General features: G+C 61.7%; 19 protein-coding genes and 1 pseudogene. 5 read left to right on the top strand and 15 right to left on the bottom strand.

The annotated features are described in order from the left end of the window. Window positions 1-309: 309 nt before the first annotated feature. The 8 genes from murB to E8E68_RS16475 all read right to left on the bottom strand — a co-directional run bounded on the left by murB (window position 310) and on the right by E8E68_RS16475 (window position 7,455). The gene (gene murB, locus E8E68_RS16510; protein WP_266032877.1) at window positions 310-1,329 is read right to left on the bottom strand and encodes a UDP-N-acetylmuramate dehydrogenase; all 1,020 of its coding nucleotides are present in this window, start codon (window positions 1,327-1,329) and stop codon (window positions 310-312) included. Beyond that, entirely contained in the window at window positions 1,326-1,790 is a 465-nt protein-coding gene (locus tag E8E68_RS16505) for a low molecular weight protein-tyrosine-phosphatase (RefSeq protein WP_266032875.1), read from the bottom strand. The genes murB and E8E68_RS16505 overlap by 4 nt, the downstream gene beginning before the upstream one ends. After that, complete coding sequence (gene kdsB / locus E8E68_RS16500; protein WP_266032872.1) at window positions 1,790-2,554, bottom strand: 3-deoxy-manno-octulosonate cytidylyltransferase; 765 nt, start codon at window positions 2,552-2,554, stop codon at window positions 1,790-1,792. Before kdsB ends, E8E68_RS16505 begins: the two co-directional genes overlap by 1 nt. Beyond that, window positions 2,551-2,736, bottom strand: coding sequence for a Trm112 family protein (locus tag E8E68_RS16495; protein WP_003247142.1), 186 nt, complete (start codon window positions 2,734-2,736; stop codon window positions 2,551-2,553). The genes kdsB and E8E68_RS16495 overlap by 4 nt, the downstream gene beginning before the upstream one ends. A 44-nt stretch (window positions 2,737-2,780) precedes the next feature. Further along, window positions 2,781-3,782, bottom strand: coding sequence for a tetraacyldisaccharide 4'-kinase (lpxK, locus tag E8E68_RS16490; RefSeq protein WP_110744548.1), 1,002 nt, complete (start codon window positions 3,780-3,782; stop codon window positions 2,781-2,783). After that, complete coding sequence (locus tag E8E68_RS16485; protein ID WP_266032869.1) at window positions 3,782-4,216, bottom strand: biopolymer transporter ExbD; 435 nt, start codon at window positions 4,214-4,216, stop codon at window positions 3,782-3,784. The genes lpxK and E8E68_RS16485 overlap by 1 nt, the downstream gene beginning before the upstream one ends. Beyond that, window positions 4,213-4,848 (bottom strand): MotA/TolQ/ExbB proton channel family protein, encoded by a 636-nt coding sequence (locus tag E8E68_RS16480; RefSeq protein ID WP_003247132.1) that lies wholly within the window; start codon window positions 4,846-4,848, stop codon window positions 4,213-4,215. The genes E8E68_RS16485 and E8E68_RS16480 overlap by 4 nt, the downstream gene beginning before the upstream one ends. A gap of 393 nt (window positions 4,849-5,241) precedes the next feature. Beyond that, complete coding sequence (locus tag E8E68_RS16475) at window positions 5,242-7,455, bottom strand: DNA internalization-related competence protein ComEC/Rec2 (RefSeq protein WP_280342928.1); 2,214 nt, start codon at window positions 7,453-7,455, stop codon at window positions 5,242-5,244. Window positions 7,456-7,597: 142 nt separating this feature from the next. On the opposite strand from E8E68_RS16475, the pseudogene E8E68_RS16470 reads away from it, so the two are divergent. Continuing rightward, window positions 7,598-8,116 (top strand): annotated as a pseudogene (locus E8E68_RS16470) (DUF2062 domain-containing protein); the annotation flags it as partial. Here the strand turns inward: E8E68_RS16470 and E8E68_RS16465 are convergent. From E8E68_RS16465 to E8E68_RS16455, 3 genes are all read right to left on the bottom strand, one after another. Further along, complete coding sequence (locus E8E68_RS16465) at window positions 8,114-8,893, bottom strand: ABC transporter permease (RefSeq protein ID WP_110744551.1); 780 nt, start codon at window positions 8,891-8,893, stop codon at window positions 8,114-8,116. The pseudogene E8E68_RS16470 and the gene E8E68_RS16465 overlap by 3 nt on opposite strands. Then, on the bottom strand, window positions 8,890-9,822 hold the full coding sequence (locus E8E68_RS16460; protein WP_266032864.1) for an ABC transporter ATP-binding protein: 933 nt from the start codon (window positions 9,820-9,822) through the stop codon (window positions 8,890-8,892). Before E8E68_RS16460 ends, E8E68_RS16465 begins: the two co-directional genes overlap by 4 nt. A gap of 146 nt (window positions 9,823-9,968) precedes the next feature. Continuing rightward, window positions 9,969-10,592 (bottom strand): glutathione S-transferase, encoded by a 624-nt coding sequence (locus E8E68_RS16455; protein ID WP_280342924.1) that lies wholly within the window; start codon window positions 10,590-10,592, stop codon window positions 9,969-9,971. Between the two features lie 318 nt (window positions 10,593-10,910). On the opposite strand from E8E68_RS16455, the gene E8E68_RS16450 reads away from it, so the two are divergent. From E8E68_RS16450 to E8E68_RS16435, 4 genes are all read left to right on the top strand, one after another. Further along, the gene (locus E8E68_RS16450; RefSeq protein WP_266032859.1) at window positions 10,911-13,358 is read left to right on the top strand and encodes an acyl-CoA dehydrogenase; all 2,448 of its coding nucleotides are present in this window, start codon (window positions 10,911-10,913) and stop codon (window positions 13,356-13,358) included. 77 nt (window positions 13,359-13,435) lie between these two features. Beyond that, the gene (locus tag E8E68_RS16445; RefSeq protein ID WP_266032856.1) at window positions 13,436-13,846 is read left to right on the top strand and encodes a PA2817 family protein; all 411 of its coding nucleotides are present in this window, start codon (window positions 13,436-13,438) and stop codon (window positions 13,844-13,846) included. Between the two features lie 170 nt (window positions 13,847-14,016). Further along, a complete protein-coding gene (locus E8E68_RS16440) occupies window positions 14,017-14,565 on the top strand; it encodes a fimbrial protein (protein WP_266032853.1) in 549 nt (182 codons plus the stop codon). A gap of 59 nt (window positions 14,566-14,624) precedes the next feature. Then, a complete protein-coding gene (locus E8E68_RS16435) occupies window positions 14,625-15,365 on the top strand; it encodes a molecular chaperone (RefSeq protein ID WP_266032851.1) in 741 nt (246 codons plus the stop codon). 9 nt (window positions 15,366-15,374) lie between these two features. Here E8E68_RS16435 and E8E68_RS16430 read toward each other — a convergent pair whose 3' ends face one another. The 4 genes from E8E68_RS16430 to E8E68_RS16415 form a co-directional block, all read right to left on the bottom strand. After that, on the bottom strand, window positions 15,375-16,826 hold the full coding sequence (locus tag E8E68_RS16430) for a hypothetical protein (protein WP_280342915.1): 1,452 nt from the start codon (window positions 16,824-16,826) through the stop codon (window positions 15,375-15,377). A gap of 62 nt (window positions 16,827-16,888) precedes the next feature. After that, the gene (locus E8E68_RS16425; RefSeq protein WP_266032845.1) at window positions 16,889-19,051 is read right to left on the bottom strand and encodes an autotransporter outer membrane beta-barrel domain-containing protein; all 2,163 of its coding nucleotides are present in this window, start codon (window positions 19,049-19,051) and stop codon (window positions 16,889-16,891) included. Between the two features lie 155 nt (window positions 19,052-19,206). Continuing rightward, window positions 19,207-21,162, bottom strand: a complete 1,956-nt coding sequence (locus E8E68_RS16420; RefSeq protein WP_266032843.1) for a hypothetical protein — start codon at window positions 21,160-21,162, stop codon at window positions 19,207-19,209. Between the two features lie 180 nt (window positions 21,163-21,342). Continuing rightward, on the bottom strand, window positions 21,343-25,305 hold a 3,963-nt coding region (locus E8E68_RS16415; protein WP_280342911.1), incomplete at its 5' end, for a sugar-binding protein.

The following is a 25,305-nucleotide window of genomic DNA, read 5'->3' as shown; positions in this document are numbered from 1 at the left end:
CCGTGTTGGATGCTTCGCGGGACAAGCCCGCTCCCACAGGTACCCCCGCAGGCTTGAGGCTGACGCAGTACCTGGGGAAACAACTGGCTTGCTCGATTTCTAGAATCTAGCGCAATTGGACTGTGGGAGCGGGCTTGTCCCGCGAACACGGGCAAAGCCCGTGCCATCCACCGTGTTGGATGCTTCGCGGGACAAGCCCGCTCCCACAGGTACCCCACAGCCTTGAGGCTGATGCAGTACCTGGGGAAACAACTGGCTTGCAAGACACAAGCGGCCTTTCGTCGCGAAAGGGCCAGTACCGGCGATGAATCAGTACAGGTTAGGCTCCATCTCCAACACCACCCCGAACCGCTCGAAGATGTCGGCCTGGATCCGCTGCGCCAGCGCATGCATCTGCGCCCCGCTGGCCTGGCCATAGTTGACCAGCACCAGCGACTGCAAGCGATGCACCCCGGAATCACCGTCGCGATAGCCCTTCCACCCCGCCTGCTCGATCAACCAACCCGCCGCCAGCTTCACCTGGCCATCTGCCTGAGGGTAAGCCACGACGCCGGGATACTGCGCGCGTATTCGCTCGACCAACGCTGCAGCCACCACTGGGTTCTTGAAGAAACTCCCGGCATTGCCCAGCTCAGCCGGGTCTGGCAGCTTCTCGCGACGAATGCTGCAGATTGCGTCACTGATCGCCTGAGCGGTCGGCTTGGTCACGCCCTGCTCTGCCAGGCGCTGGCGTACCGGGCCATAGTCCAGGTGCGCCTGCAAGGTACGGTGCAAGGCAAAGCGCACTCGCAGGATCAGCCAGCGCCCAGGGCTGCGCTTGAACACGCTGTCGCGATAACCGAAGGCACACTCCGCCAAGTCGAAGTCACGCAGCTCGCCAGTCTCTCGGTCCAGGGCAGTCAGACCAGCGAATACGTCCTTGATCTCCACACCGTAAGCGCCCACGTTCTGCATCGGCGCGGCACCCACGGTGCCGGGGATCAGGCTGAGGTTTTCCAGCCCGCAATAACCCTGGGCCAGTGCCCACTGCACAAACGGGTGCCAAGCTTCGCCGGCCTCGGCTTCGACCACGACATGCTCGCCATCGTCACTGAGCACGCGCCGCCCCTGGCTAGCCATGTGCAGCACCAGTGCATCGATATCCTGGGTCAGCAGCAGGTTGCTGCCGCCGCCGATCACCAGCACCGGCAAGCCTTGCTGCCGGGCCAGGCTCAGCGCTTGACGCACCTGCTGGTCGTTCCGTGCCTGGCTGAAATAGCGCGCCTTCACATCAATGCCGAAGGTGTTGAAAGGCTTGAGCGATACCTGCTCCTGCCACTGCTCAGTCATGACCGCCCCTTGATTTCCAGCACCAGCGCCTGGCATGCCGCCTCGACCAGGTCGAGCACTTGCTCGAAACCATCGGCACCGCCGTAGTAGGGGTCTGGCACTTCGTCCAGCGCCGCGCCATAACGGCGCAGGAACAGGTCGAGCTCGCCTGGCGCATTATGCGGGCGCAGGGCACGCAGGTCGCGCAGGTTGCTCTCATCCATGGCCAGCACCAGGTCGTACTCGGCGAAATGCGCCGCCGTAACCTGCTGGGCCCGCTGCTGCGACAGGTCGTAACCGCGCGCCAACGCCGCCTTGCAGGTGCGGCTGTCAGGTGCCTTGCCGACGTGCCAGTCACCAGTTCCGGCCGAGGCCACATGCACCTTGTCGGCAAGCCCGGCGGCCTGCAATTGGTGGCGCAGCACGCCTTCGGCAGTAGGCGAGCGACAGATATTACCCAGGCACACGAACAGGACGCGCATCAAGCCTCCAGCAAGCGCCGTACGCGCTCCAGGTCTTCAGGGGTATCCACGCCCACGGCAGGTGCCTCGATGGCGTCCTCGACGTGGATGCGCACGCCGTGCCACAACGCACGTAGCTGCTCCAGCGCCTCGGTCTGCTCAAGCCAGCAAGGGCCCCAGCTGACAAAGTCTTGCAGGAAGCCGACGCGGTACGCGTACATGCCAATGTGGCGACGGTATGGCACGTTCGGCGGCAGCAGGCTGCGGTCGCTGGCAAAGGCGTCACGCGCCCAGGGCAGCGGCGCACGGCTGAAGCTCAAGGCCAGCCCGTTCTTGTCGCTGACCACTTTGACCGCATTCGGGTTGAACACGGTTTCCGGCGTGTGGATCGGCTCGGCCAGGGTGGCGATGCCAGCCTCTGGGTGGGCGGCCAGGTTAGCGGCCACCTGGTCGATGATCACCGGCGGGATCAACGGCTCGTCGCCCTGCACGTTGACCACGATGGCATCGGCGGGCAGGCCGAGGTGTGCGGCCACTTCGGCGAGGCGGTCGGTGCCGGACTCATGGTCGGCACGGGTCAGCAGCACTTCGGCGCCAAAGGCCTGGCAGGCTTCAACGATGCTGGCATCGTCGGTGGCGATGACCACACGGCTGGCGCCGCTCTTGCGTGCCTGCTCCCACACATGCTGCACCATGGGTTTGCCGGCGATCTGCAGCAATGGCTTGCCCGGCAAGCGTGTGGAACGCAGCCGGGCAGGAATCACCACGGTGTAATCGAGGCTCATTTGTCCAGACGCTCGTCGTCGGTAAGGGTGCGCGCCTCGCTTTCCAGCATGACCGGGATGCCGTCGCGAATCGGGTAGGCCAGGCCGGCGCCCTTGCTGATCAGCTCGGTCTTGTCGGCGCTGAGCTTGAGCGGGCCCTTGGTGATCGGGCAGGCCAGGATATCGAGCAGTTTGGTGTCCATTGAAGGCTTCCTTTAGGCCAGGTGGCCGGAAATTGAAAACGGGCTCAGGGCTTGCGCAGCAGGCGCTGTAACTGGTTGTCGAACCAAGCGCTGAACGCCTGCGAGGGCTGCGCCTCGACGGCCAGGTACCACCAGTCGTCGGCGGCGAAGGCCCGGCACTTCACCGCGTCCTTCTCGGTCATGACCAGTGGCAGCGCCGGGCTGAAGGCCAGGCTCTGGGCGCTGAACTGCGCATGATCGGCAAACGGGTGCGGCACCGGCTGCCAGTTTAGCCCTAGCAGGGTATTGAAGAAACGTTGGGGGTTACCGATGCCCGCCACCGCATGCAGGCGCTGGCCTGGGGGGAAGTGGTCGAGCGTGCGCCGCTCGCCACTGCGCAGGTTGACCAGCGCCGACGGCTGCAGGCAAAAACCGAAGCCGTCGCTGCGGTCTTCGCTGGCGCCGTTGAACAGCACCGCATCCGCATCGTGCAAGCGCTCCGCCGGCTCACGCAGGGGGCCGGCTGGCAGGCAAAGGCCGTTGCCCAGCCCACGGGCGGCGTCGATCAGTACCAGTTCCAGGTCACGGGCCAGGCGGTAGTGCTGCATGCCGTCGTCAGACAGGATCAGGTCCAACGGTTCACTGGCCAGTAACGCCTGCACGGCTCGTGAACGGTCGGGGTCGATCATCAGCGGCACACCGGTGCGCTGCACGATCAGCAGCGGCTCATCCCCGGCCTGTTCGGCAAGCTGGTCGGCCTGGACGCGCCAGGGCAGCTGTGGCGGTTTGGCACCATAGCCACGGCTGACGACGCCAACATTCAGCCCTTGCTGGCGGCAGTGCGCGATCAACCAGAGGATCATCGGCGTCTTGCCGGTGCCCCCCACCGTGATGTTGCCCACCACGATGACCGGCACCGGGGCCCGGTAGCTGGCACTCTCGCCACTGAGAAAGCGCGCCCGCTTGCGCATGACCACACGGCGGTACAACGCCGCTAGCGGGCGCAGCAGCGCCAGCGCTGGATGCCCGGCGTACCAGGCAGCGAGCAAACGGTCGGCAATGGCCATCAGGGCGTGCCCTGAGCCGCCTCGACCGTGGTCATGCGCAACTGGCTGAAACCGAGCTTGCCGGCAGCATCCATCGCGGTGACCACAGCCTGGTGCGGGGTCTTGCCGTCAGCACTGATGGCCAGCGGCAGCTTGTTGTCGCCGCCGGACTCACGCTCGATGGCCTCGCTCAAGGTGGCCAGGTCGCTCTTGGGCAGCAAGTGGTTGTTCACCGAATACACGCCTTCGGCGCTGATGGTGATTTCTACCAGCTTGCCCTGGTCGGCCGGCGCCGGCTCGGCGCTACTGGCTTCGGGCAGCTCGACGCGAAGTTGCGTTTCGCGGGTGAAGGTGGTGGTCACCACGAAGAACAGCAGCAGGACGAACACCACGTCGATCAACGACGCCAGGTTGATGTCGACGTTTTCCCGCTGCCGATTACGCCGGAACTTCACGCCTTGCCTCCGGCCACTTCCACTTCACGGTCGCCCTGGATCACTTCTACCAACTTGATTGCTTCCTGCTCCATGCCCACCACCAGTTCATCGATGCGGCGCAGCAGGAAGCGGTGGAAGAACACGGCCGGGATACCAACCATCAGGCCGGCAGCAGTGGTGACCAGCGCTTTCGAAATACCACCTGCCAGCACTGCAGCGTTGGCGGTCATCTGCGAGCCCATGAAGGCGCTGAAGATGTCGATCATGCCCAGCACGGTACCCAGCAGGCCCAGCAACGGGGCCATGGCGGCGATGGTGCCCAAGGTGCTGATGTAGCGCTCCAGCTCGTGGATGACGCGCGAGGCAGCTTCCTCGATGCACTCTTTCATGATTTCGCGACCATGGCGCGAGTTGGCGAGGCCCGCTGCCAGGATTTCGCCCAGTGGCGAATCGGCCCGCAGCGCCTTGAGCTTGTCACTGGTCAGTTGCTTGTCCTTGATCCACATCCACACCTGGCCCAGCAGGTGGGGCGGGGTGACGCGGCTGGCGCGCAGGGTCCACAGGCGCTCGACGACGATAGCCATGGCAACGATGGAACTCAGAATGATCGGCAGCATCATCCAACCACCGGACTTGACCAATTCCCACACAGTAAACGCCCCTTCGGAAAAAGGCCGCCACTCTACCATAGGCGCGCCGGGGGCTCATCTGCCGGAGGTCAGGGAATTGGGGGGTGGGGCTGACGGGTGCTTGGCGTTACAGGTTCAGCGCCCATGAGATCGAGCGCCGCCCGCGCGGCGCATCGCGAGCTCCGCTCGCTCCTACCTTTGTTTATGGCCAGTAACGCCTGTGACAGGCGCGCGCGACCGCCTTGTTTGTACGACGCGATATCCCGTCATGCCCCAAGGCGAACGCGCGCAAATCCCGCAGGCATAATTGGCCCGAAACAAGCGTAGGAGCGAGCGCAGCTCGCGATGCGCCGCGCGGGCGGCGCTCGATCTCATAGGCGCTAAACCTGTAACGGCGTACCCCCACCAGCCCCCCTAATCCCGTGGAGCCCGCCAAAACCGCCGCTGCCCCCGAACGAACTCAACTTCCCCCCGCCGCCCCAACACCAACCGCAATGCCCCCTCCACCGCCGTATCATGCACCACCACCCCATGCCGCCCATACCGCTCCACTACCTGCGCATGCGGGTGCCCGAAGCTGTTGTTGCGCCCTCGTGAAATCAATACCCCCCGCGGCGCGGTCGCCCGGATGAACGCCTCGGTGGACGAACTGCGGCTGCCGTGATGCGGCGCCTGTAGCCAGTCGATACGCGGCGCTTCAGTCTCTGCCAGCCAGGCCCGTTCGGCCGCAGCTTCCATATCCCCCGCCAGCAGCAGGCGCTCGCCCTGCGCCTCTATCAACAGCACACAGGAACGGTCATTGCTGCTCTGCCCGTCCGCCCAGCGCCACAGCGAAAAACGCACGCCATCCCAGTCCCATTGTTCGCCACTGACGCAAGGTTGCAATTGCACAGCATCCAGCGCTTCCCCGCCGATCGCCCGCCTGACCGGCAGACCACGTTGTATTGCCGCAGCACCGCCGGCATGGTCGGCATGTGCGTGGCTGATCACCAGCAGGTCAAGGCTGCCCACCGCCAGCTTGCGCAGCGTCGGCAGCACCACCCGCTCCCCCAGGTCGCTTTCCCCCCTGGCCGGCCCGGCATCGTAGAGCAGGTTGTGATGCCGAGTCCGCAGCAGCACCGCCAGCCCCTGACCGACATCCAATTGCCAGACCTCGACCTGGCCGAACGGCACCGGCTCCCTGGGCACCCACAGCGCCAGCAACATGACCCCACCCAACCCGCGCAAAGGCACGCCACGAGGTAGCAGCACCAGCAGCGCACCCAGCACCACCAGCAGCCAGGCCCACCCTGGCAGCGCCGGGGGCACCCATGCCGGGCGCTGCTGCGCCACCAACGCCAGCAACCGGAACAGCCCTTCCAGCAGGCCACCCGCCAGCCACAGCAACCCTTCCCCTACCCCGCCCAGCGGCAGCAGCACTGTACCCAGCAACGCCAACGGCAACACCGCCAGGCTCACCCATGGCACCGCGACAAGATTGGCCAGCGGCGCACTCAGGCTCACCGGCAACCCCGTGGCCAGCAACACGGGCAGCAAGCCGATGGCGATCACCCATTGCGCACGGGTCCAGGCCTGCCAGGGCCGCCAACCGCCCAAACGGCCGCTGAAGCAATAGATGAGCGTGGCCACGGCGGCAAATGACAGCCAGAACCCAGGCAGCAGCGCCGCCAGCGGTTCGACCAGCAGCACCACGACCAGCGCCAGCAGTAGCGGCAGCAGCGCACCGAGGTGACGAAAGCGCAGGCGCCACAACAGCACGACTGCCAGCATCAGGCAGGCACGCTGCACCGGCACACCCGCCCCGGCCAGCCAACCGTAGGCCAGCGCAGCCACCATGGCCAAACCACAGGACCACGGCAGCCAAGGCAACCGGGCGGGCCACAACCCCCAACGCGCCAGTCCGGCGACCAGGCCGTACAGCAAACCGGCCACCAGGCCTATGTGCTGGCCCGAGATCACCAGCAGGTGCACCGTGCCGGTGGCCTGCAACGTCTGCCAATCCTCTCGGGCCAGGCCCGCGCCGTCGCCAAGCACCAGTGCCACCAACGCGGCCTGCCGGCCATTGGCGTCGACCGCCAGCAAGCGCTGGCGCAGTGCATCGCGCCAACCACCCGTTACCGGCGCCAGCAATTGCCCGGTTTTTACCGTACCGGTGGCGCCCACGCGACGCGCCAGCAGTTGCGCCTCGCGGTCGGGGCCATGGGGGTTGAGCAGCCCGGCCGGGCGCTGCAAGGTCACGGCCAGCCGCCACTGCTCACCCGCCCGCAGCGGCGGCCCGTCGAACCAGTTCAGTTGCAGCCGTCGCGGCAGTTCGGCCCGCCGCGAGCGTGCCGCCTCGAGTTCGAAACGCACGCCCTGCGCAGTTCGGGCTGGCAGGCCCACCACCCGCCCCTCCAGCCACAAGGTGCGGCCATCCAAACCGGTAGCCAGTCGATCATCGAGGGCCTGCTGAGCAGACCAGCACGCCCAACACAGGCCCAGCAGGAAACAGCCCAACGGCCAAGCGCGGGTAAACACGCTGACGGCAGCGCAGGCAGCCAGCGCTATCAACCATCCGACCGATGGCAATGCGGGGAGGAAGCCCAGGCAGATCAGCCCGAGCGCGAGCGCAAACATCCCTGTGCGCATGTGGTAGAGCTCCAGAAGGCAGATCACCTGCTGAGGCATAGCCCAATTGCCGACAAAGCTCGCTAAACAATTGTCACAAACTCTAAACAAGGCTGATCGGGAATAAGGGCATACTGCCCGGATCAACGCTCCGGGAGCCCACATGCCGCGCCGACTGTTCAAACGCTACATGCCGGACCCGACCAGCATTCGGGAACACAAGTCGTTACGCTTTTTCGGCAGGTTGCTGCACGACCCGAATCTCTGGCACCTGAACCGCCACTCGGTGGCACGGGCCATGGGCGTAGGCCTGTTCGCGGCGCTGATCCCGATGCCGGCGCAGATGCTGCTGGCCGCCGCGTTGGCCATCCCGTTGCGCGGCAACCTGCCGATCGCGGTCAGCCTGGTGTGGCTGACCAACCCGCTGACCATGCCGCCGGTGTTCTTCGTCACCTACATGACCGGGGCCTGGCTGATGCAAGTACCGCCGCGCACTCTGCCCGACGAGCTGACCTTCCAGTGGATCACCGACCAGCTGTCGACGCTGTGGCAACCGTTTCTGCTCGGCTCGGTCGTGTGCGGCGTGGTGCTGGGCATCCTTGGCTACTTCACCACCATGCTCTACTGGCGCTGGTGGGTGGGCCGGCAGTGGCGCCTGCGCCAATGCCGGTGCAAGGTTTCAGGCACGCATGCCGCGGCCGCTGACCAGCAAGCGAACGCACAGCATGTAGAGCACCGCAGTGGCCACCAGCATGAAGGTGATCGCGGTGCCAATGCTGATATCCGACACCCCTAGAATCCCGTAGCGGAACGAGTTGACCATGTGCAGCACCGGGTTGGCCAGCGACACGGTCTGCCAGAACGGCGGCAGCAGGTTGATCGAGTAGAACACCCCGCCCAGGTAGGTCAACGGCGTCAGCACGAAGGTCGGGATGATCGAGATATCGTCGAAGTTGCGCGCAAACACCGCATTGACGAAGCCCAGCAACGAGAAGATGGTGGCGGTCAGCAGCACAACGACCACCGTTACCCCCAAGTGATGCACCTGCAGGTCGGTGAAGAACATCGACAGGATGGTCACGATCACCCCCACCGCCAAACCACGCAGCACCCCGCCCAGCACATAGCCGACAAGAATGGTGTGCGGCGATACCGGCGATACCATCAACTCTTCGATCGAGCGCTGGAACTTGCTGCCGAAGAAGCTCGATACCACGTTGCCGTAGGAGTTGGTGATCACCGACATCATGATCAGCCCCGGCACGATGTACTGCATGTAGGTGAAACCACCCATGTCGCCGATCTGCCGGCCAATCAAGTTACCGAAGATGACGAAGTACAGCACCATGGTGATCGCAGGCGGCAGCAGCGTTTGCGGCCAGATGCGCAGGAAGCGCCGCACTTCGCGGTAGACGATGGTGTTCAGGGCGACCCAGTTGGTGCGCAGTTCCACACTCATACGGCCACCTTCGACAGGTTTTTTTCCACCAGGGACACGAACAGCTCCTCGAGACGGTTGGTCTTGTTGCGCAGGCTTTGCACTTCGATGTTCTGCAGTGCCAGCTGGCCGAACAGCGCGGTGATGCCAACCTCCTTGTCCACCTGCACTTCCAGGGTGTGCGGGGTCAAGAGCCGGCTTGGGTAACCCTGCAATACCGGCGCCGTGGCCAGGTCCTGCTTGAGGTCGAGCACGAAGGTTTCGACATGCAGCTTGCCCAGCAACTGGCGCATGCTGGTGTTCTCGACAATGGTGCCATGGTCGATGATGCCGATGTTACGGCACAACTGCTCAGCTTCCTCAAGGTAGTGGGTGGTGAGGATGATGGTGATGCCCTTCTGGTTCAGCTCGGTGAGGAAACTCCACATCGAGCGGCGCAGCTCGATATCCACCCCCGCGGTGGGTTCGTCAAGGATCAGCAGGCGTGGTTCGTGGATCAATGCGCGGGCAATCATCAGGCGCCGCTTCATGCCGCCGGACAACGAACGCGACTGCACATCACGTTTGTCCCACAGGCCCAGTTGGGTCAGGTACTGCTCGGCGCGTTCCTTGGCCAGCTTGGGCGGGATGCCGTAGTACCCGGCCTGGGTCACGACGATGTCGAAGGTTTTTTCGAACTGGTTGAAGTTGAATTCTTGCGGCACTACGCCCAGGCAACGCTTGAGCGCTGAGGGCTCGCGGTCCAGGTCGTGACCGAACACGTTCACTGTGCCGCTGGTCTTGTTCACCAGGGTTGAGAGAATGCCGATGGTGGTGGATTTACCGGCGCCGTTGGGGCCGAGCAAGGCGAAGAAGTCGCCTTCGGCAACATCGAGGTCGATGCCTTTGAGGGCCTGAAAGCCATTGCCGTAGGTCTTGGTCAGCTGTCGGATGGACAGGGCAGAACTCATAGCGGGTCGCTTACCGAAGAAAAAGGTGCAGGGACACGCCAGGCGAAGTCACTGGCGCAGTGAGTGCGGCCCATGGTGCAAGGCCTGGCCGCACAAGTACAGTCATGTGTATTGATAGTGACTATCGAACCAGCCGCGGTGTTCGATCAGGTGAGTGCGGTCATCACGGCTGCCTGGTAGGCCGGGCGGGCCTTGAGGCGCTCGTACCAGGCCTGCAGATGGTACATGGCCGGGCGCTCGATGGGCATTTCGAACCAGGCGTAGATAAAGCTACCCAGTGGGATGTCGCCCATGCCGATCTGGTCACCGGACAGATACGGTTGCGTGGCCAGGGTTTCGTCGGCGATGGCCAGCAACTGGGCGCACTGCTTGTGCGCGGCATTGATCGCGACCCAGTGGCGCTGGTCTTCCGGCGTGCGCAGCAGGCCCCAGAACAGCGGGCGGAACGGCGTGGCGAAGGACGACGTGGTCCAATCCATCCACTTGTCGGCCAGGGCGCGTTGGCGCGGGTCTTCCAGGTACCACCCCTGCTCTGCGCCGTATTCGGCACACAGGTAGCGGACGATGGTGTTGGACTCCCATAAGGTCAGGTCGCCGTCCTCCAGCATCGGTACCAGGCCATTGGGGTTGCGGGCGCGGTAGTGCGGCTCGTTGACCACACCAAAGGCGCCACCGGCATCGATGGACTCGAAGCTAAGGCTCAGTTCGTGGGCGATCCACAGCGCCTTGCGCACATTGCTCGAGTTCTTGCGGCCCCAGATCTTCAGCATGGCAACGTCCTTTTGAATGCGGAGGTGGCACAGTCTACTCCAGACTTTCACCGCCTGTACTGGCCTCTTCGCGGGACAAGCCCGCTCCCACAGGTCCAGAATTGATCAAGCCAGTTGTTTCCCGAGGTACTGCATCAGCCTCAAGCCTGCGGGGTTGGACTGGACTGTGGGACCGCGCTGGATTCTAGAAGTTGAGGTGAATGAATGAACTGAAACTCCCACCGCCACACCCTGTCACTGTTCTGAACATACTGTTCACAGCGTGGCGTCTAAGCTGTCTGGGACGGCTCAAGCCCTTGGTTCCAAGGAGGACCGATTATGTTGCTGTTGTGGTTGGTAGTGTTGGTGATCGGCGCGGCGTACCTCACGCACCGGCGCCTGGCGCCCTTGCAAATTCTCGGCATCATGGCGGCCTATGTGCTGCTGATGGGCATTTTCAGCAGTGCCCCCGGCTGGCTGCTGGCCCTGATCTGGGTGGTGCTGGCCCTGAAGGTCGCCCTGGTTGCGCTCCCACAGTGGCGACGCAAGGTGTTTACCGCCCCGGTATTCCGCTGGTTCCAACGCACCCTGCCGCCCATGTCGCAGACCGAGCGCGAAGCCATCGACGCCGGCACCGTATGGTGGGACGGCGAACTGTTCAGCGGCCGCCCCGACTGGCGCACCTTGCTGGCCTACCCGGCACCCAAACTGACTGAAGAAGAACAGGCCTTCATCGATGGCCCTACCGAAGCGCTGTGCGCCATGGTCAGCGACTGGCAGATTGGCCAGGACCTCGACCTGCCGCCCGAAGCCTGGGCCCATATCAAGCAACATGGCTTTTTCGCCCTGATCATCCCTAAAGAATACGGCGGCAAAGGCTTTTCCGCCTACGCCCACTCCCAGGTGGCGATGAAACTGGCCACCCGCAGCGGCGACCTGGCCTCCACGGTAATGGTGCCCAATTCCCTGGGCCCAGCCGAACTGTTGCTGCACTATGGCACCGACGAACAACGCAACCATTACCTGCCGCGCCTGGCCCGAGGCGAGGAAATCCCCTGCTTCGCCCTCACCGGCCCACTGGCCGGCTCCGACGCTGGCGCCATGCCCGACACCGGGATCATCTGCAAAGGCCAGTGGCAAGGCGAAGAAGTGATCGGCCTGCGCCTGAACTGGGAAAAGCGCTACATCACCCTTGGCCCGGTCGCCACCCTGCTGGGCTTGGCGTTCAAGGCTTACGACCCGGACCACCTGCTGGGCGATGAGGAAGAACTGGGCATCAGCCTGGCGCTGATCCCTACCGACACCCCCGGGGTGGACATCGGTAAACGCCACCTGCCACTGGGCGCTGCGTTCATGAACGGCCCCAACAGCGGCAAGGACGTGTTCGTCCCGCTGGACTTCCTCATTGGCGGCCAAGCCATGCTCGGCAAAGGCTGGATGATGCTGATGAACTGCCTGTCGGTAGGCCGCTCCATCTCACTGCCTGCCGTGGGTACAGGGGCCGCCAAGTACACCAGCCTGGTCACCGGCCAGTACGCCAATATCCGCGAGCAATTCAACGTACCACTGGCTGCCTTCGAAGGTATCCAGGAATCGCTGGCACGCATTGGCGGCAACGCCTGGCTGATGGACAGCGCCCGCCTGCTGACCGCCCAGGCCGTGGACCTGGGCGAGAAACCCTCGGTGCTGTCGGCGATCCTCAAGTACCACCTGACCGAGCGTGGCCGCGAATGCATCCAGCACGCCATGGACGTGCACGGTGGCAAGGGCATCATCATGGGCCCGAACAACTACCTGGGCCGCAATTGGCAAGGGGCGCCGATCTTCATCACGGTCGAGGGCGCCAATATCCTTTCGCGCAACCTGATGATCTTCGGCCAGGGTGCCATCCGCTGTCACCCGTTCGTGCTCAAGGAAATGGCATTGGCCGGGCGTGAAGACCACGATCAGGCGCTTCAGGCATTCGATGACCTGCTGATGAAACACATCCTGTTCGCCGCTGGCAATGCGGCCAGCACCCTGGTGTTCAACCTGGGGTTGGGGGTTTTCGAAAAAGTACCAGGGGACACGCTGAGCCAGGGGTACTTCCGGGCCCTCAACCGCCAGGCCGCGGCCTTTGCCCTGCTGGCGGACCTGTCGATGATGCTGCTGGGCGGCGCGCTCAAGCGCCGGGAACGTCTGAGTGCTCGGCTGGGCGATGTACTCAGCTACCTGTACCTGTCCAGTGCCGCGCTCAAGCGCTACCACGATCTCGGTTCGCCCGAGCACATGCAGCCCCTGCTGCGCTGGGCCATGGAAGAAAGCCTGGGCCAGGCGGAGCACGCCCTGGACCGGTTGCTCGAGAACTTCCCCAACCGCTTCGTCGGCTGCGCGCTACGGGTGTTGGTGTTCCCCTTCGGTCGCCGGCACACCGGGCCGAGCGATGAGCTGGACGCCGAGGTAGCCGCACTGATCGGGCGCGGCAAAGGCGACCCTGCACTTGAGGAGCTGCTGGCCGGTTGCTTCCGGCCGCAAGCTGACGCCGACCCGGTGGCAGCCCTGCAACGGGCCTGCGACCTGCTGGCTGAGGCGACGCCGCTGCGCCACGCGCTGCATCAGGCGATCAAGGAGGGCAAGGTACGGCCCGCACCTGGGCAGTCGGTGATCGATGCGGCAGTCGAAAGCGGCGTGCTTCAGCCTGATCAGGCGCAACGCCTGCATGCTGCCGAACAAGCGCGCCGTGCCGTGATCGATGTGGATGCCTTCGACAAGGCGCAGTTGCTGCCCGAAGCCGGCAAGGTCCGCTGAGCCAAGGGGCCGCTTTGCGGTCCCTTCTGCAACCCGCGTATACTCCGCCCCCGTTTCAACCACCGCGAGGACCTGTCATGGCCAACCCCCACCTGGAATATCACCTGCAACTGCTCAACCACCTGCGCACTATCCTGGTAGCGTTGGGTGAGGCCGAGCAGGTACCGGAGGAAAGCCATGCCCTGTTCCTCGACCGCTTCGACGAGCTGCTGACCCTGCTGCCGCAAAGCCCGCTGGAAAGCCAATACCTGGGCCAGGACCTGATCTGCCAGGTCATCCAGCGCTACCCGCAGATCGCGCACCTGGTGCCCCGTGACCTGCTGTGGTTCTTCGCGGGTGACTGCCTGCACTACATGCCCGATGAAGAGCTTGAGCTTTACCAGCAACTGGAGGAGCTGCGCTTTGAAGCCAGCGAGCGCGGCGAGCCTTTCGACTGGCACAAACAAAAGCAGCTGCTGAGCCTGCCGCGCAACAGCCAGAATCACTGAGTTCGGCAGCCTCCCTCCAATGGCAAGGGGCCTTGTCGTAAATGCCCATCGATTTGCGCGACTCGGCTTACAGCCATACACCGTCGCAATCCCTACCCTGAACGGCGCACTGAAAGCATCCAGTGCCGTGCGTATGGCGCACGCCAACCAACAGCGTAGGACGTACTTCAATGAAAAAAGCCCTCATACCCCTGGCCCTGGCGTTTGCCAGTAATGCCGCCCTGGCCGCGCCAGCACCCGGCATCATCAACTTCTATGGTGGGGTGCAGCCTGCCGGTCCCTGCCCCATCGAGGTAGTCGACCCGACCACGGGCATACCAAGCCAAGTCGAGCTCGGCTTCCCGTATGCGTCGCAATTCAAGAACGAAGGCGACAAAACCCCAGCCAGGGATTTCGCCCTCAAAATCACACCTGTTGCCGGCGTGTGCGATATCGGCCCAGGCGTAGAAGTGGCTGTGGTGTTTGAATCCGTGGGGGGGGCCACAGGCTCGGGTAACGACCTGTACAAGCTACTGCCAGGCTCTACACCGGACCTGGCAATCTCGATCCTTGACAAGGACGGCAATCGGCTTGCCCCAGGGACCGCCTCGGCGATGTACCCGGTGGCCCAACTGGGAGACACTCTAATGCCATTTTCCGCGCATTACGAGGCAATCAAAGTACCAGTCACGGACGGATCTGCACTGGCCAACGTGAAGTTCGTTGTCAACATTCCTTGACGCTGCACCCCGGGTGTAAAGCACCCGGGCCCATCTCTGTTCATTGCCAGGCCTACACCATGCCCCCCATCTCAACCTGTATGCGCGCAGGCGCATGCCTCCTCGCCTTGCTCGGCTGCCTGAACAGCGCGCACGCAGCCCTTACCCTGAGCAACAGCCGCATCGTTCACGAAAGCGACAAGAACAGCAGTTCTGTCACTGTCGGCAACCCCAGCAAGAAAACCTATGCGGCTCAGGCCTGGGTGAACACCGAGGCGGACGACACCACCACAGCCGCCCCCCTGATCGCCTCACCCGCCCTGTTCCGCATAGCGCCGGGCGATGAGCAATCGGTGCAGATCAACCGCCTGCCCAACGACCTGCCGCAAGACCGTGAGTCGCTTTTTTTCTTCAACCTTCAAGAAATTCCTCAGGTCGATACGGATAGCGAGCGAAATGGCCTTAACATTGCCCTGCGCACCCGCATCAAGCTGTTCTACCGGCCTAGCCAGCTCAAAGGCAACCCGCAAGTCCACCTCAGGGACTTGAAGTGGTCAGTGCAACGCATCGAGGGCAAACAGCACTTGGTGGTCGACAACCCCTCGCCGTTCCACTTCACGTTCGGCGTACTGGAAGTCAGCGGCAACGGCAAGACAGAACAGTTGAAAGGCCGCGAAATGCTGCGCCCGTTCGATCGTCAAACCTTCGCCCTTGCCAGCACCACGGCGGTGGCCAACCTTTCAGTGACGTTCACCACCTTCAATGACTATGGCGGCAGCACGCCAGCAATCACTCAACCACTGCTTACCGCTACACCCTGAGGTGGCCATTCATCTGATAGTCAAACTGAGCATGCCGCAGTTCGGGAGAAGCGGCCAGGTTGCCCCGTCGTCATAGCTGATCTTGACGGTGACATCCATTGGTGTGTCTTCTTCCAGCTGGCGCAGGTACGATAGAGGAATGGTCACATTCCCTCGACTGCCTATACCTTCGGCAACATCTGTAGTGGTCAACTTGTAATTGGTCAGCACAGGGTAGTTTGGCTGACCAGCGGATACGCCCGATGCCTGTATCGATACCCGCTGATCGACCCCCATATGCTTCCACCCTTCCAAGGTAACTGCAGGAGCCGACGTTAACGCTCCAACGTCGAGGTCACCCCCGGATTGCCCATTGGCCTGTGGCGTGGGCATATGCGCCACAGCGATGGGCATCACTTTCACTTCACGCACAGCAGACTTCAGCGTGGTGCCGAGCGATATGACCCGGTAGTACAACTGCGCCACCTTGCCGCTCATGGCTACCACATTGCGCATCGGCACAACGAAGTCTCGCTGCCCCTCCCGGCCAGGCTGCGTCCAGCTTGCAAAGCTGCCCTCCTCGCCCCAGACCAGCTCGAAGTCCTCTCCCGGATGTATGACCGCGGCCTGCGGTATGCTCACATCGAGCGCTTTGTCGAATGTCCGCAGGTCCAGATCGACCGACGGAAGCGTGCCCAACGAAGGGGTTTCCAAGGCCGGAAGCACACGCGGCACCGGTTGCGCAGCCACGTTCAGGTCCAACGGCTGCGCGACCTGGCTGGCATTGCCAGCACGGTCCTCGATGACATACTGCGCGTAACGCACCCCGTCCCCCCGTTCACGGATCACATCGCCCGGGTAGGAAAACTGCAGGGGTTTGCCGATGTCATCGCGGGTCAGCACCCATCGGTCAACCTCGTTGTTTTCGAACAGCTTGCTGTCCCAGTAATGGATGATCACATCCCCCGGCGCAGCGTCTACATAGTCGGGTACCAGGGCTTGCAGGCGATCGTCGTGGGTGCTCAGGAAATAATCCGTCAGGTCATTGTCGCCCAGCTCGGGAAACTGCAAACGCCCATTGCCGGCACCCAGGCTCGGTGAGGTCTTGTCAACCGTCAATGTCAGCACCTCCGAGTAACGTACGGTTTGGTTATAAACATGCCCGACACAGTGAAACTGCAATCTGCCCTGGGTGAAGTGGGTGGAAGGGATATTCACGAAGCGCTCGCTTTCCGGCAGGGGTTGCGTCCATGCTTTTTCGCCTACCTTGTTACCATTGCAGTAGATCTCTATCGATTCCTCGTCATCCGGTGTCGGCACGGAAATAGGCCACAGGGTGAACTCGATTCGCACAGGGCTGGTCAACGCGCTGATGGGCATCAGGTTAGGCTCACCACCCGGAATGTCCGGCAAGGCCGCTGGCGCTACGGGAGCGGGATCATCAGCGACGAAACCCGCACGAATGTCGTTTGTGTCCTGCATGGCGCTCTCCCGATCCAAAGGCAAAAAAAAGGTAGGCCCAATGCCTACCTTGTGGTGAGGTACTACCAGCTGTAGCGCACCCCGACATTCGCCCCCCAGGGCTGCTCGATGTGTTCGCCATTGCTGTAGTCGAAATCGGCGTGCAGCTGCAACCGATCATTCAGCGATACAGCCAGCCCTGCACCCAGTTCACCGCGCGAACCCGACAGGTCGTTGTCGAAACGGTTGTCATTGACCTTGACGTCATTGCCGTTGACGAACTCATGGGCGTAAGCCATGCGTACGTAAGGCTGGGCAAAGCGCCCCTGCCCCAGGTCAAACGTGCGACCCACGGTGGCGCCGACCTTGCCCAGCAAGGAACGGGTATCGTCACTCTGCGCCTGCAGGCCGTTGTCCAGACGGTAGTCCTTACCCTCGATGGTGACCGCCGACCACTGGGTATAGGGCTCGACGAAATAGCCATCGCCCAATTCAATGTGGCGGCCGAATTCGGCAGACACGCCCAGCCCGAGGTTGTCGTAGTCCCCCTTGGCACGTTTGCCATCGCTGAGGGTCACATCGGATGAGTTGTCAAACCGGTTGAGCTTGACGACACCGTCGAAGTAGTAACCGCTGGCTGCATCGAGCCACGTGGCGTAAAGGCCCAGGTAGTAGCTTTTCACATCGGCCGAAGCGCCTCGCTCAAGGTTCAGGTCCGAATTGCTATGGCCCGCCATGACCCCGGCAAGCCATTGCCCATCACCTACAGGCAACTGCGCATCAGCCCCGATAGAGAAACCTTGCTGGGACTGTTGGTAGTCACTGCCGGCTGCGGACGAGACGTTGAACTTGTTGCCATACGCCCTGGCCCAGGCGCCCGCCTTGCCTTGGTCCCGGCGTACTTCGCCCATGCGGCTGCGCAAGGTGGTGAGTTCGCCGTACCAGACGGTCGGCGCGGTGTTGGCCAAGGCCAGTACCGAAGCCGTGCCTGGGCTGATGACCTTTCTCGAACCATCGAGGAACCAGTCATTGCCTCGTTGCACCAGCTGATAGGAAAACGCGCCCAGATCGACCGAGCCGTTGACCAGCGAAAACTGCGCATCGCCACTGGCGGTGTGAACCAGGTGCAACTGGTTTTCCGTCACCGGGTCCGCGCCGCTACTGCCGACCAGCAGGCTGTGCTCGCCCGTGGCAGTGCCCGTCACGTCGAGGAAGTCGGTTTGCCCGGTGCTGAAATCGGCATCCATGATGAAGGTGCCACGACCACTCAGCTCTCCCACCGTCAGGCGCTGGTACTGATCGGCCTCGCCAAAACGCACGGAGCCTGCATTCATGGCCAGGCTGCCCACGCTGCTGTCTTCGACCATGTTCCAACGCGCCTCGTTGGCCAAAGACAAAGCCTCGACGTTTATCAGGCGCCCGGTCAGGCTCGCCCGGTTGTCGAGGCTGATGCTCGCACTGGAACCAGCCTCCACGTTCACATCGCCAACCAGATCACTTCCGTCGACGGCCATGGTCGCGGCCGAGTTGCCAAGCACTTCCAACAGGGTGCCATTGCTGCCGATCAGGCGCGAACCCGGCCCGACCTGGATGTCCGCCTTGGCAGGCCTGCCAGGGAAGTCACCCACGACGATAGCCGACCCGTTCTTACCCTCCAGTGTACTGCCCACCAGGTTGACCTTTGCCGCGTCGGCGAATGGGCTGTCACCGATCACCTTCAAGCCAGCGCCTGCCCCCGTCAGGGTACTGTCCTGAGCGTTCAGCACGGCGTTGCCGAACAACACGGCAGCGTTGGACGTACCTGCTCCTACCAATGTGCTGCCTTGCAGGTTCAGGGTCGAGTTCCCCGACAGCTGCGCCCCGCCTTGTGCGCCCTCTACATGGCTGCTGATCACTGTGGCCGTGGACCCCACCAGGTCGCTACGCTGCAAACGCAAGCCTGCTCGGGCACTGACAATCTTCGAATTGCCAGAGATGCTGGCAGTGGCACTGACCAACGCCACGCCGTCGGTGACATCGCTCGTAACCGTGCTGCCTGACATCTGCAGGCTCGCGCCGGCACGCACATCAATGCTTTCAATGGTGGCATTTTCGGCGATCAGCTTCGCACCCGGGCCGACCCGGTAGCTGTCAACCGGCGTACCTGCACCGATGCTCAGCTCGTCGTCGACCACTGTCAGGGCATGGGCGACTTGTGACACCGTGAATGTCGAGGCCAGGAGTAAAGCCTGGGCGAGCGGATGCATTCCTGATGATCCAAGAACCATTGGTAAACCTCGTTAATAAACTGTTACGACGAAGCCGCCAGAGTACAAGCCCAACTCTGAAATACCTGTAGGAAATTTCTGATATGTAGAGGATTCACCTCACAAACTGGCCTTACATATCGTCCCAGTCCACATCATGGTTTAGGCCTCAACGGGCAGCTGCCGCCGCCGTCGTGCATGGAAACGATGGCCTCCTTGGTTTCGGACTCATACGATTTACCACCCAAGCTAAAGGAATACTTCACTCGGCCGCGGCCATCAGGCCTGTTATTCGCTGGATCATAAATTTGTTTCACATTGGTTTCGAATGGCACTTTCCAGACAAAACCTTTTTCCGTGGTCGCGTTCAACACAATGGCCTCATCCAGGGCAGCACCAGCAACTACATCCTCACCGGTACGACCATGAACTGCAGACCAGTGCAGGGTCACAGTGTCTCCACTCGCCAGACCATACTGGGTCAGGTCCTCCATCTGCACACTGACGGCTGCCTCGGTATCGTGCTCATCTTGGTAAATCGATGAACAGTTCAACCAACCATTTATAGCCCCAAGGTACTCAGGTGCAGCGGGATGAATACCCACAGCTTCTACCAGCACGTCGGTACCGCGCGAACGAATCGGATTTGGATTACCGGGTCGTTGCACCCAATAATGAACGGGTACGGTGTCATTGCCTCGCGCTTTGATGACATCCCAGGTCACCGTCTTGGTGATTGTCGTGCCGGGCTCACCATCTGCGACCGTATGGTCGATGCCTTGAATATGCTCGTCATCCCAATAGAACGTGAGCTCATCGTCCTTTTCGAGGGCAAGATTGACTTCAAGCGTCAGCGTTGCATCTTTGAATTCGTCTTCAGGATCTTTCAGGTGGTTCTCCACGCCAGCAGACCCCGTGATCGTCACTGTCTCCAGTCGCGGGTTTACCGGGCCTGGCCACTCCGGGTCCGGGTCCGGATCTACCGGGCCGATGCGTTCCAGGTTGACCGTCACAGAGATACCCTTGTTACCTACCGGCGCGGTGCCGCGCTGAACCTCGTAAGCCACTGGGATAGTCTTCTCTCCCGCAGTGTCGGGGCCATACTCAGCAAACAGGGTGGATGCCTGGATAGCGAATTCCTGAGGAAACGAGCCCGTATCACTGATCGGGCGCCATTGCGAGGTGTAACTACCCCAAGTGACGCGCAGCTGGTCCGAGGGCTTCCAGTTATCGAACGCCGGAACCTGCACGATGACCCCATCAGCGGCATCCTGCTGATTGATCAGCCCATCCACAGCCAGCGGCACCACAGGCTCCTTGAGGTTGCTGGGCAAATTACCCAATGCAACCGCGATATGGGTGATGTCCGACATGTGACTATTGTTGCCTGCCTTGTCCAGCAAGACGTAGACAGCCATGACACCACCATCGCCAACCTGGTCGATCGTAGTGGATGGGACAGGCAGCTTCTGGGAGCGTGCCGTGACGTCTACAAAATCTACAGGCGAGGCAGCCCATGGATCCTCCGGAATTTCCGCTAGCCACCAGTAGGCGACTTTGTCACCAGGCTGATAATCAGGATAGTCAGGCAGTTCGAGTTCGACTGTGCCTTTATTGACATCCGTGATCGTAGCAATACCCGGCATTTTGTCAGGCGCAGTCTGGTTATAAGGCGCGGCACGGTCGAACATAAGCGTCAATTCAGGTGAAACACTGTGACCGAAATTGTAGTGCTCAACCTCATAGTGAATCGTATTTGGCCCATCCCCCCACGTACTGACAAGATCTTTCGGCAGCTCAAAATGGTATGGAAACTTAGCCTCATCTCCAGGATGGAATTCTATAGTCTTGAATAGATTTCCACCTGTTTGCTTATGGTAGAACTTCACTGTATCGAAGTCGCCAGGGAAGGACGCCATCTCATCCCAGGGAGTCTCAATGGTAACAACCATTGGAAACGCCTCATCCCTGAGATATTTGGCAAGCACCGTATTATCGCTTTTGTCCCCTAGCAGTTCATCTTTAACACTCGGCGCGACCACAATTGCCCTGGTTTGCAAGCCGCCTGTCAGCACGCGGCCATCGGAACCTGACTTTCCTTGCGTTTTCATAGGTAACCTCGTGGGGAAGACTGTTCTTTTTAGGGGGCGACAACCAGTAGAATCTTTCATCAATCTTCCTATCCCCCTCCCGCTCGAGCAACTAGCATTTTTATCAGGTTGACAATACTGTCCAGACAGTAAAAAGCCCGCCATTATCGGCGGGCTTCATTCAACATCGATCGACACCAATCAATATTGCTGGCTGGTCAATCGGTCCAGGGGGTCATAACCATACTTCGCAGTTTCAGCGTCGTGCAGGGTGGTGCACCACAACAGCCTGCCACCCGCCTCACGCACGGCTGACAATGCTTCCCCGTTGGGGCCAAGCATGGGCTCCACATCACTGGCCGGATGCGTTGCAGCTGGCACATCGACCCGGATCACGTTGCCTTGCTGGTCAGCAGTAAGCCGTCGCCGGCCCTCATCCCAGACGCGATTGCCATGCTCGTCGTACGCCTCGCCAATCGGCGCGGGGAGCTCGACACTGATCAATCGCCCCAGCCCGTCATACGCCAACGTGCGACCCGCATCGTCGAGCGTGAGGTTGCCGTCAGGGTCATACTTGAGCTCGATCAGTGGCGGGTAATCCGGATGGCTGTTTTCAATGGATTTCAATTGCGCAGGGTCCTGCTCATCGAAGAAATACCTGGCGACGTTGGGACCTCCGGCGAATGCGGTATTGACTCGGATAATGTTATCCAGGGCGTCAAACCTGAAGACTTGCTCATTGATGACCTTACCGTAAGGGTCTTCAGGGCACAGGCTACCTTCGCAGTTATACTTGTACATCCGGCCGCGAAGGTCGTATAGATAAGTTTCGCGGCGTAGCAAACCTGCACTTTCGCGCAATTCCTTCCAGACGATTGCATTTTCAACATCGTAGCCCTGCGTCAGCGACTGCAGCGTACCGCCCATATTGAATGTACGTTCTACTTCCCTGTCGAACTCATCGAACGCCAATACCGTTTCCAGATAGTGGTCCCCCTCCTGGGTCGTCGTCTTGTACATCCGCCCCAAGTCATCGTAATCGAAGGTGGCAACCGTTGTGCCCAGGGTCGTCTGCCTCAGCCTGCCCTCAGTATCGTACTCATACGATTGCTGGCCGCCGAGCACATCGATGTAACCCAACTCGCGCCCCAGCAAGCTGGTCTGGTAGTGCATGGTGTGGGATTCGCCCTGATATTCCCGGGTTTCGCTCTTGACCTTCCCGTGGGTGAAATACTCGCGCGCCAGTGCCAACCCTTGCTCTTCGCAGTGCACGAGGCGCGCGTTCCGGGAATCGTGCCGATAGTCAGCCTTGATCCCCTTTTCGACAATCTGCCGCATCTGCGGCTCCTCGGTCAGCTCAGGCTTATAGAGGTATTCGATCAGCTGGTCACTTGGGGTCAGCACCGTACTGGGCTTCATCTGTCCTGGTTTGAAGTCGAATTTGCGCACGCGCCCGCCGGTTTTCGACTCGATCATGCGGTCCAGCCCGTCGAAACGCTGTTCTCCCAACACCACGCCGTTCACGCTGATCAATATGGGCAGGTCTTCGCTGCTGTGCTCGGCATAGTCGCGATGCACCACATCATCGGTGGCCAGGGTTTCATCCACCAGGCGATCGAACACATCATAGGCAAAGCGCTTTTCTTCACCACGGGCGTTGACCTCACGCGCCTTGCGCTGCAAGCCGTCATACAGCGTCAGGTTAATGCTGTACGACTCGCCGTTGGCGTCGAACCTTTCGACACGTGTTGGCTCTTCGAACAGTGTCATCCAGGTGATGGTCTTGCCACTGGCCTGCTGGCCATCAGCGGATTCGCGCCACTGGGTTTGAGTGGGCCCTTGCAAGATCGAGGTACCGATCGGGTCGTGCCGTTTATAATGGCGCACCTTGTCGACCGCGATTTCGCAATACTGCTGCCCCCACCCATCGAACAACATCTCTCGCGTCAATGCCAGCTCACGGGGCGCCTGCCCCGGATAGTCCAGCCAGTCGAAATCAGTTTCAGCGATCAGGTTGCCCAGTTCGTCGTATTGGGCAGCATAGGTCGGCCGCCAGGCAGCGCGTTGTTTCTCATCCGCGTTGTCGGCGTCCTGGCGTGACTGCGCCACTGCGCGGTTGAGCCCATCGACCACGGTGCGGGTTATGACGCCGTTGACATCCTTGCTCGTTTGCGTGGCTTCCCCGCCGGTCTGGCTGACCAAGGTATAGGTGTACTCGCGTTCAGCTTCGAAATCGCCACCTGGCGAGACCGTCTCCTTGGTCACGCGGCGCAAGGCATCATATTCGTAAGCTATTTCTACCTCGTTGTCGTCGAAGTTGAGCAGTGGCTGGTTGATCAACACATTGTGGTGCAAGGTATTGACCTTCTGCACGTGGCGAACCGCGCCATTGCCAAGGTCCTCGCCATGGTTGAAACCGGTCACGGTGCGCACTTCATTCAGCACAGCGTCGCCCAGGTCGGCGCGTTTGGTGAAAGCGTACTCGGATTTCGTTTGGTGGCCATTCATGATCTTCGTCTGCAAGGTCATGCGGCCGTGCTGGAGTGCATCTCCAGGTACGTCCTGGTATTCACGTCGGGTGTATTGCCGTTGGCGATCATCCCCACCGGCTAGCGGCAGAAGGTCTTCTTCATGGGCCTCGAGCCAGCCCTTGCCCACCGTTGCGCCTTGAAGGGCTCGCAGATACTTGTAACGGAAACGGGTCTCCAAGGTAGCCGCCTGACCTTCGCCATGGGTGGCTGGGTACACGGTGCTGGTCTTGCGGCTGCGGGTGAACAGCTGCGGGTCGGGCGGGCAATCGGCGTCGTTATGGGTAGACGGGTAATAGGTATGACGGGTATGGACCGTGGTGGCCAGGGTGGCGTCCTCGTCGATCGCATCGCCCTTGTACACCGGCGCTGCGGCCTTGGACTCCAGGGCCAGGTTGCCATGCTCGTCGTAGTAGGTGATCAGCACTTCTTCACGCAGCCGGCTGACATCCTCCTTGATCTTCCAGCGCTTGAGCTGGTGCTTGGGCATCTGGAAGTAGTTCGGCTGCAGCTTGAACTCCTCGTTGGTCTCGTGGTAGACGGTCTCGAGCTCATGCAGGCAGGTTTCGCGCCGGGGCTGCGTGGCGCCTTCGTCGTAGACCTCGTGGACCTGCTCGGTCACTTGCCGGGTCAGCAGGTGGAAGCGGTTGAAGCTGCGAGTGATGGTGCGCAGAGGGGTAGCGTCAGCCAGGTAAGTCGCGGTCGAACCGTAGCTGAAATCGGTGCCAGTGAACTCGTAAAGGTTGTCCTCGCCGTTGTCGCGCCACGTGATGCCGCTGCCCCTGCCAAGGAAGTTGTTGCTGGTGTAAGCGTAGGTGGTGACCATGTCGGGCTGCTCGGCACCAGGCTTGATGGTGTGCTTGGTCACCCGGGGCAGCGCGTCACGCACGTCGCCGGGGAAGAGGTGGCCGTCATCGTTGTACTCGATGGTCTCGACGCCGCCGACCGGGCTACGCACTTTTGTCAGGCAGACCACCTCACGCACCTTGTCGTAATCGAGCCCCCAGCTGGCCTTGTCGTCGCTGGGCAGGACAATGGTATGGGGCAGGCGCACCGCCGGGCTGAAGCGGCGGTCGTATTCCAGGGTGTAACGGGCCAGTGGGGTAAAGCCGGGACCGGATTCCGGGTGCAAATCGACGGTGATTAGGTCGTCGGTGTAGGTGATGGCCAGCAGCTTGAGCCCGGTGTCGTCCTCGATGCCGACCAGGCATGGGGCCTTCTGGAAAATGTTGTAGCTCAGGGTGATGCCATGGCCCGAAGGCGCCTCGACCCGGGTGGGCACGGCGATAAGATTGTCGCTGGGGCCTTTCAATTCGAGCAGTTCGACCAGGCCGGCCTTGTGCTCGACGCGATAGCCCGCGCCGTGATCATGGAAGTGGAAGCTGCGCAGCTTGCGCTCTTTGAACACCTTGCCGGTGCCGTCGCTGGCATCGCTGCCGGTGACCTTGAAGCTTTCACCGGTGTGCAGGTGCAACAGATTGGTGCCGGGGTCGTATTGGGTGAGGTTGAGGGTCCAGCCCATGCCAAAGCCCGAGTCCTGGGTGTTCATCGGGTTGAAACCGATGTGCAGAGGCAGCGAAGGGCCACTGAGGTTATTGGCGACCAGCTCCGGCAACTCGATGCCCAGGGTGTACTG

Origin of the sequence: Pseudomonas sp. BN607 (genome assembly GCF_029871175.1) — a bacterium.
Taxonomy (GTDB): domain Bacteria; phylum Pseudomonadota; class Gammaproteobacteria; order Pseudomonadales; family Pseudomonadaceae; genus Aquipseudomonas.
This window is presented reverse-complemented; position numbering and strand designations above follow the sequence as displayed.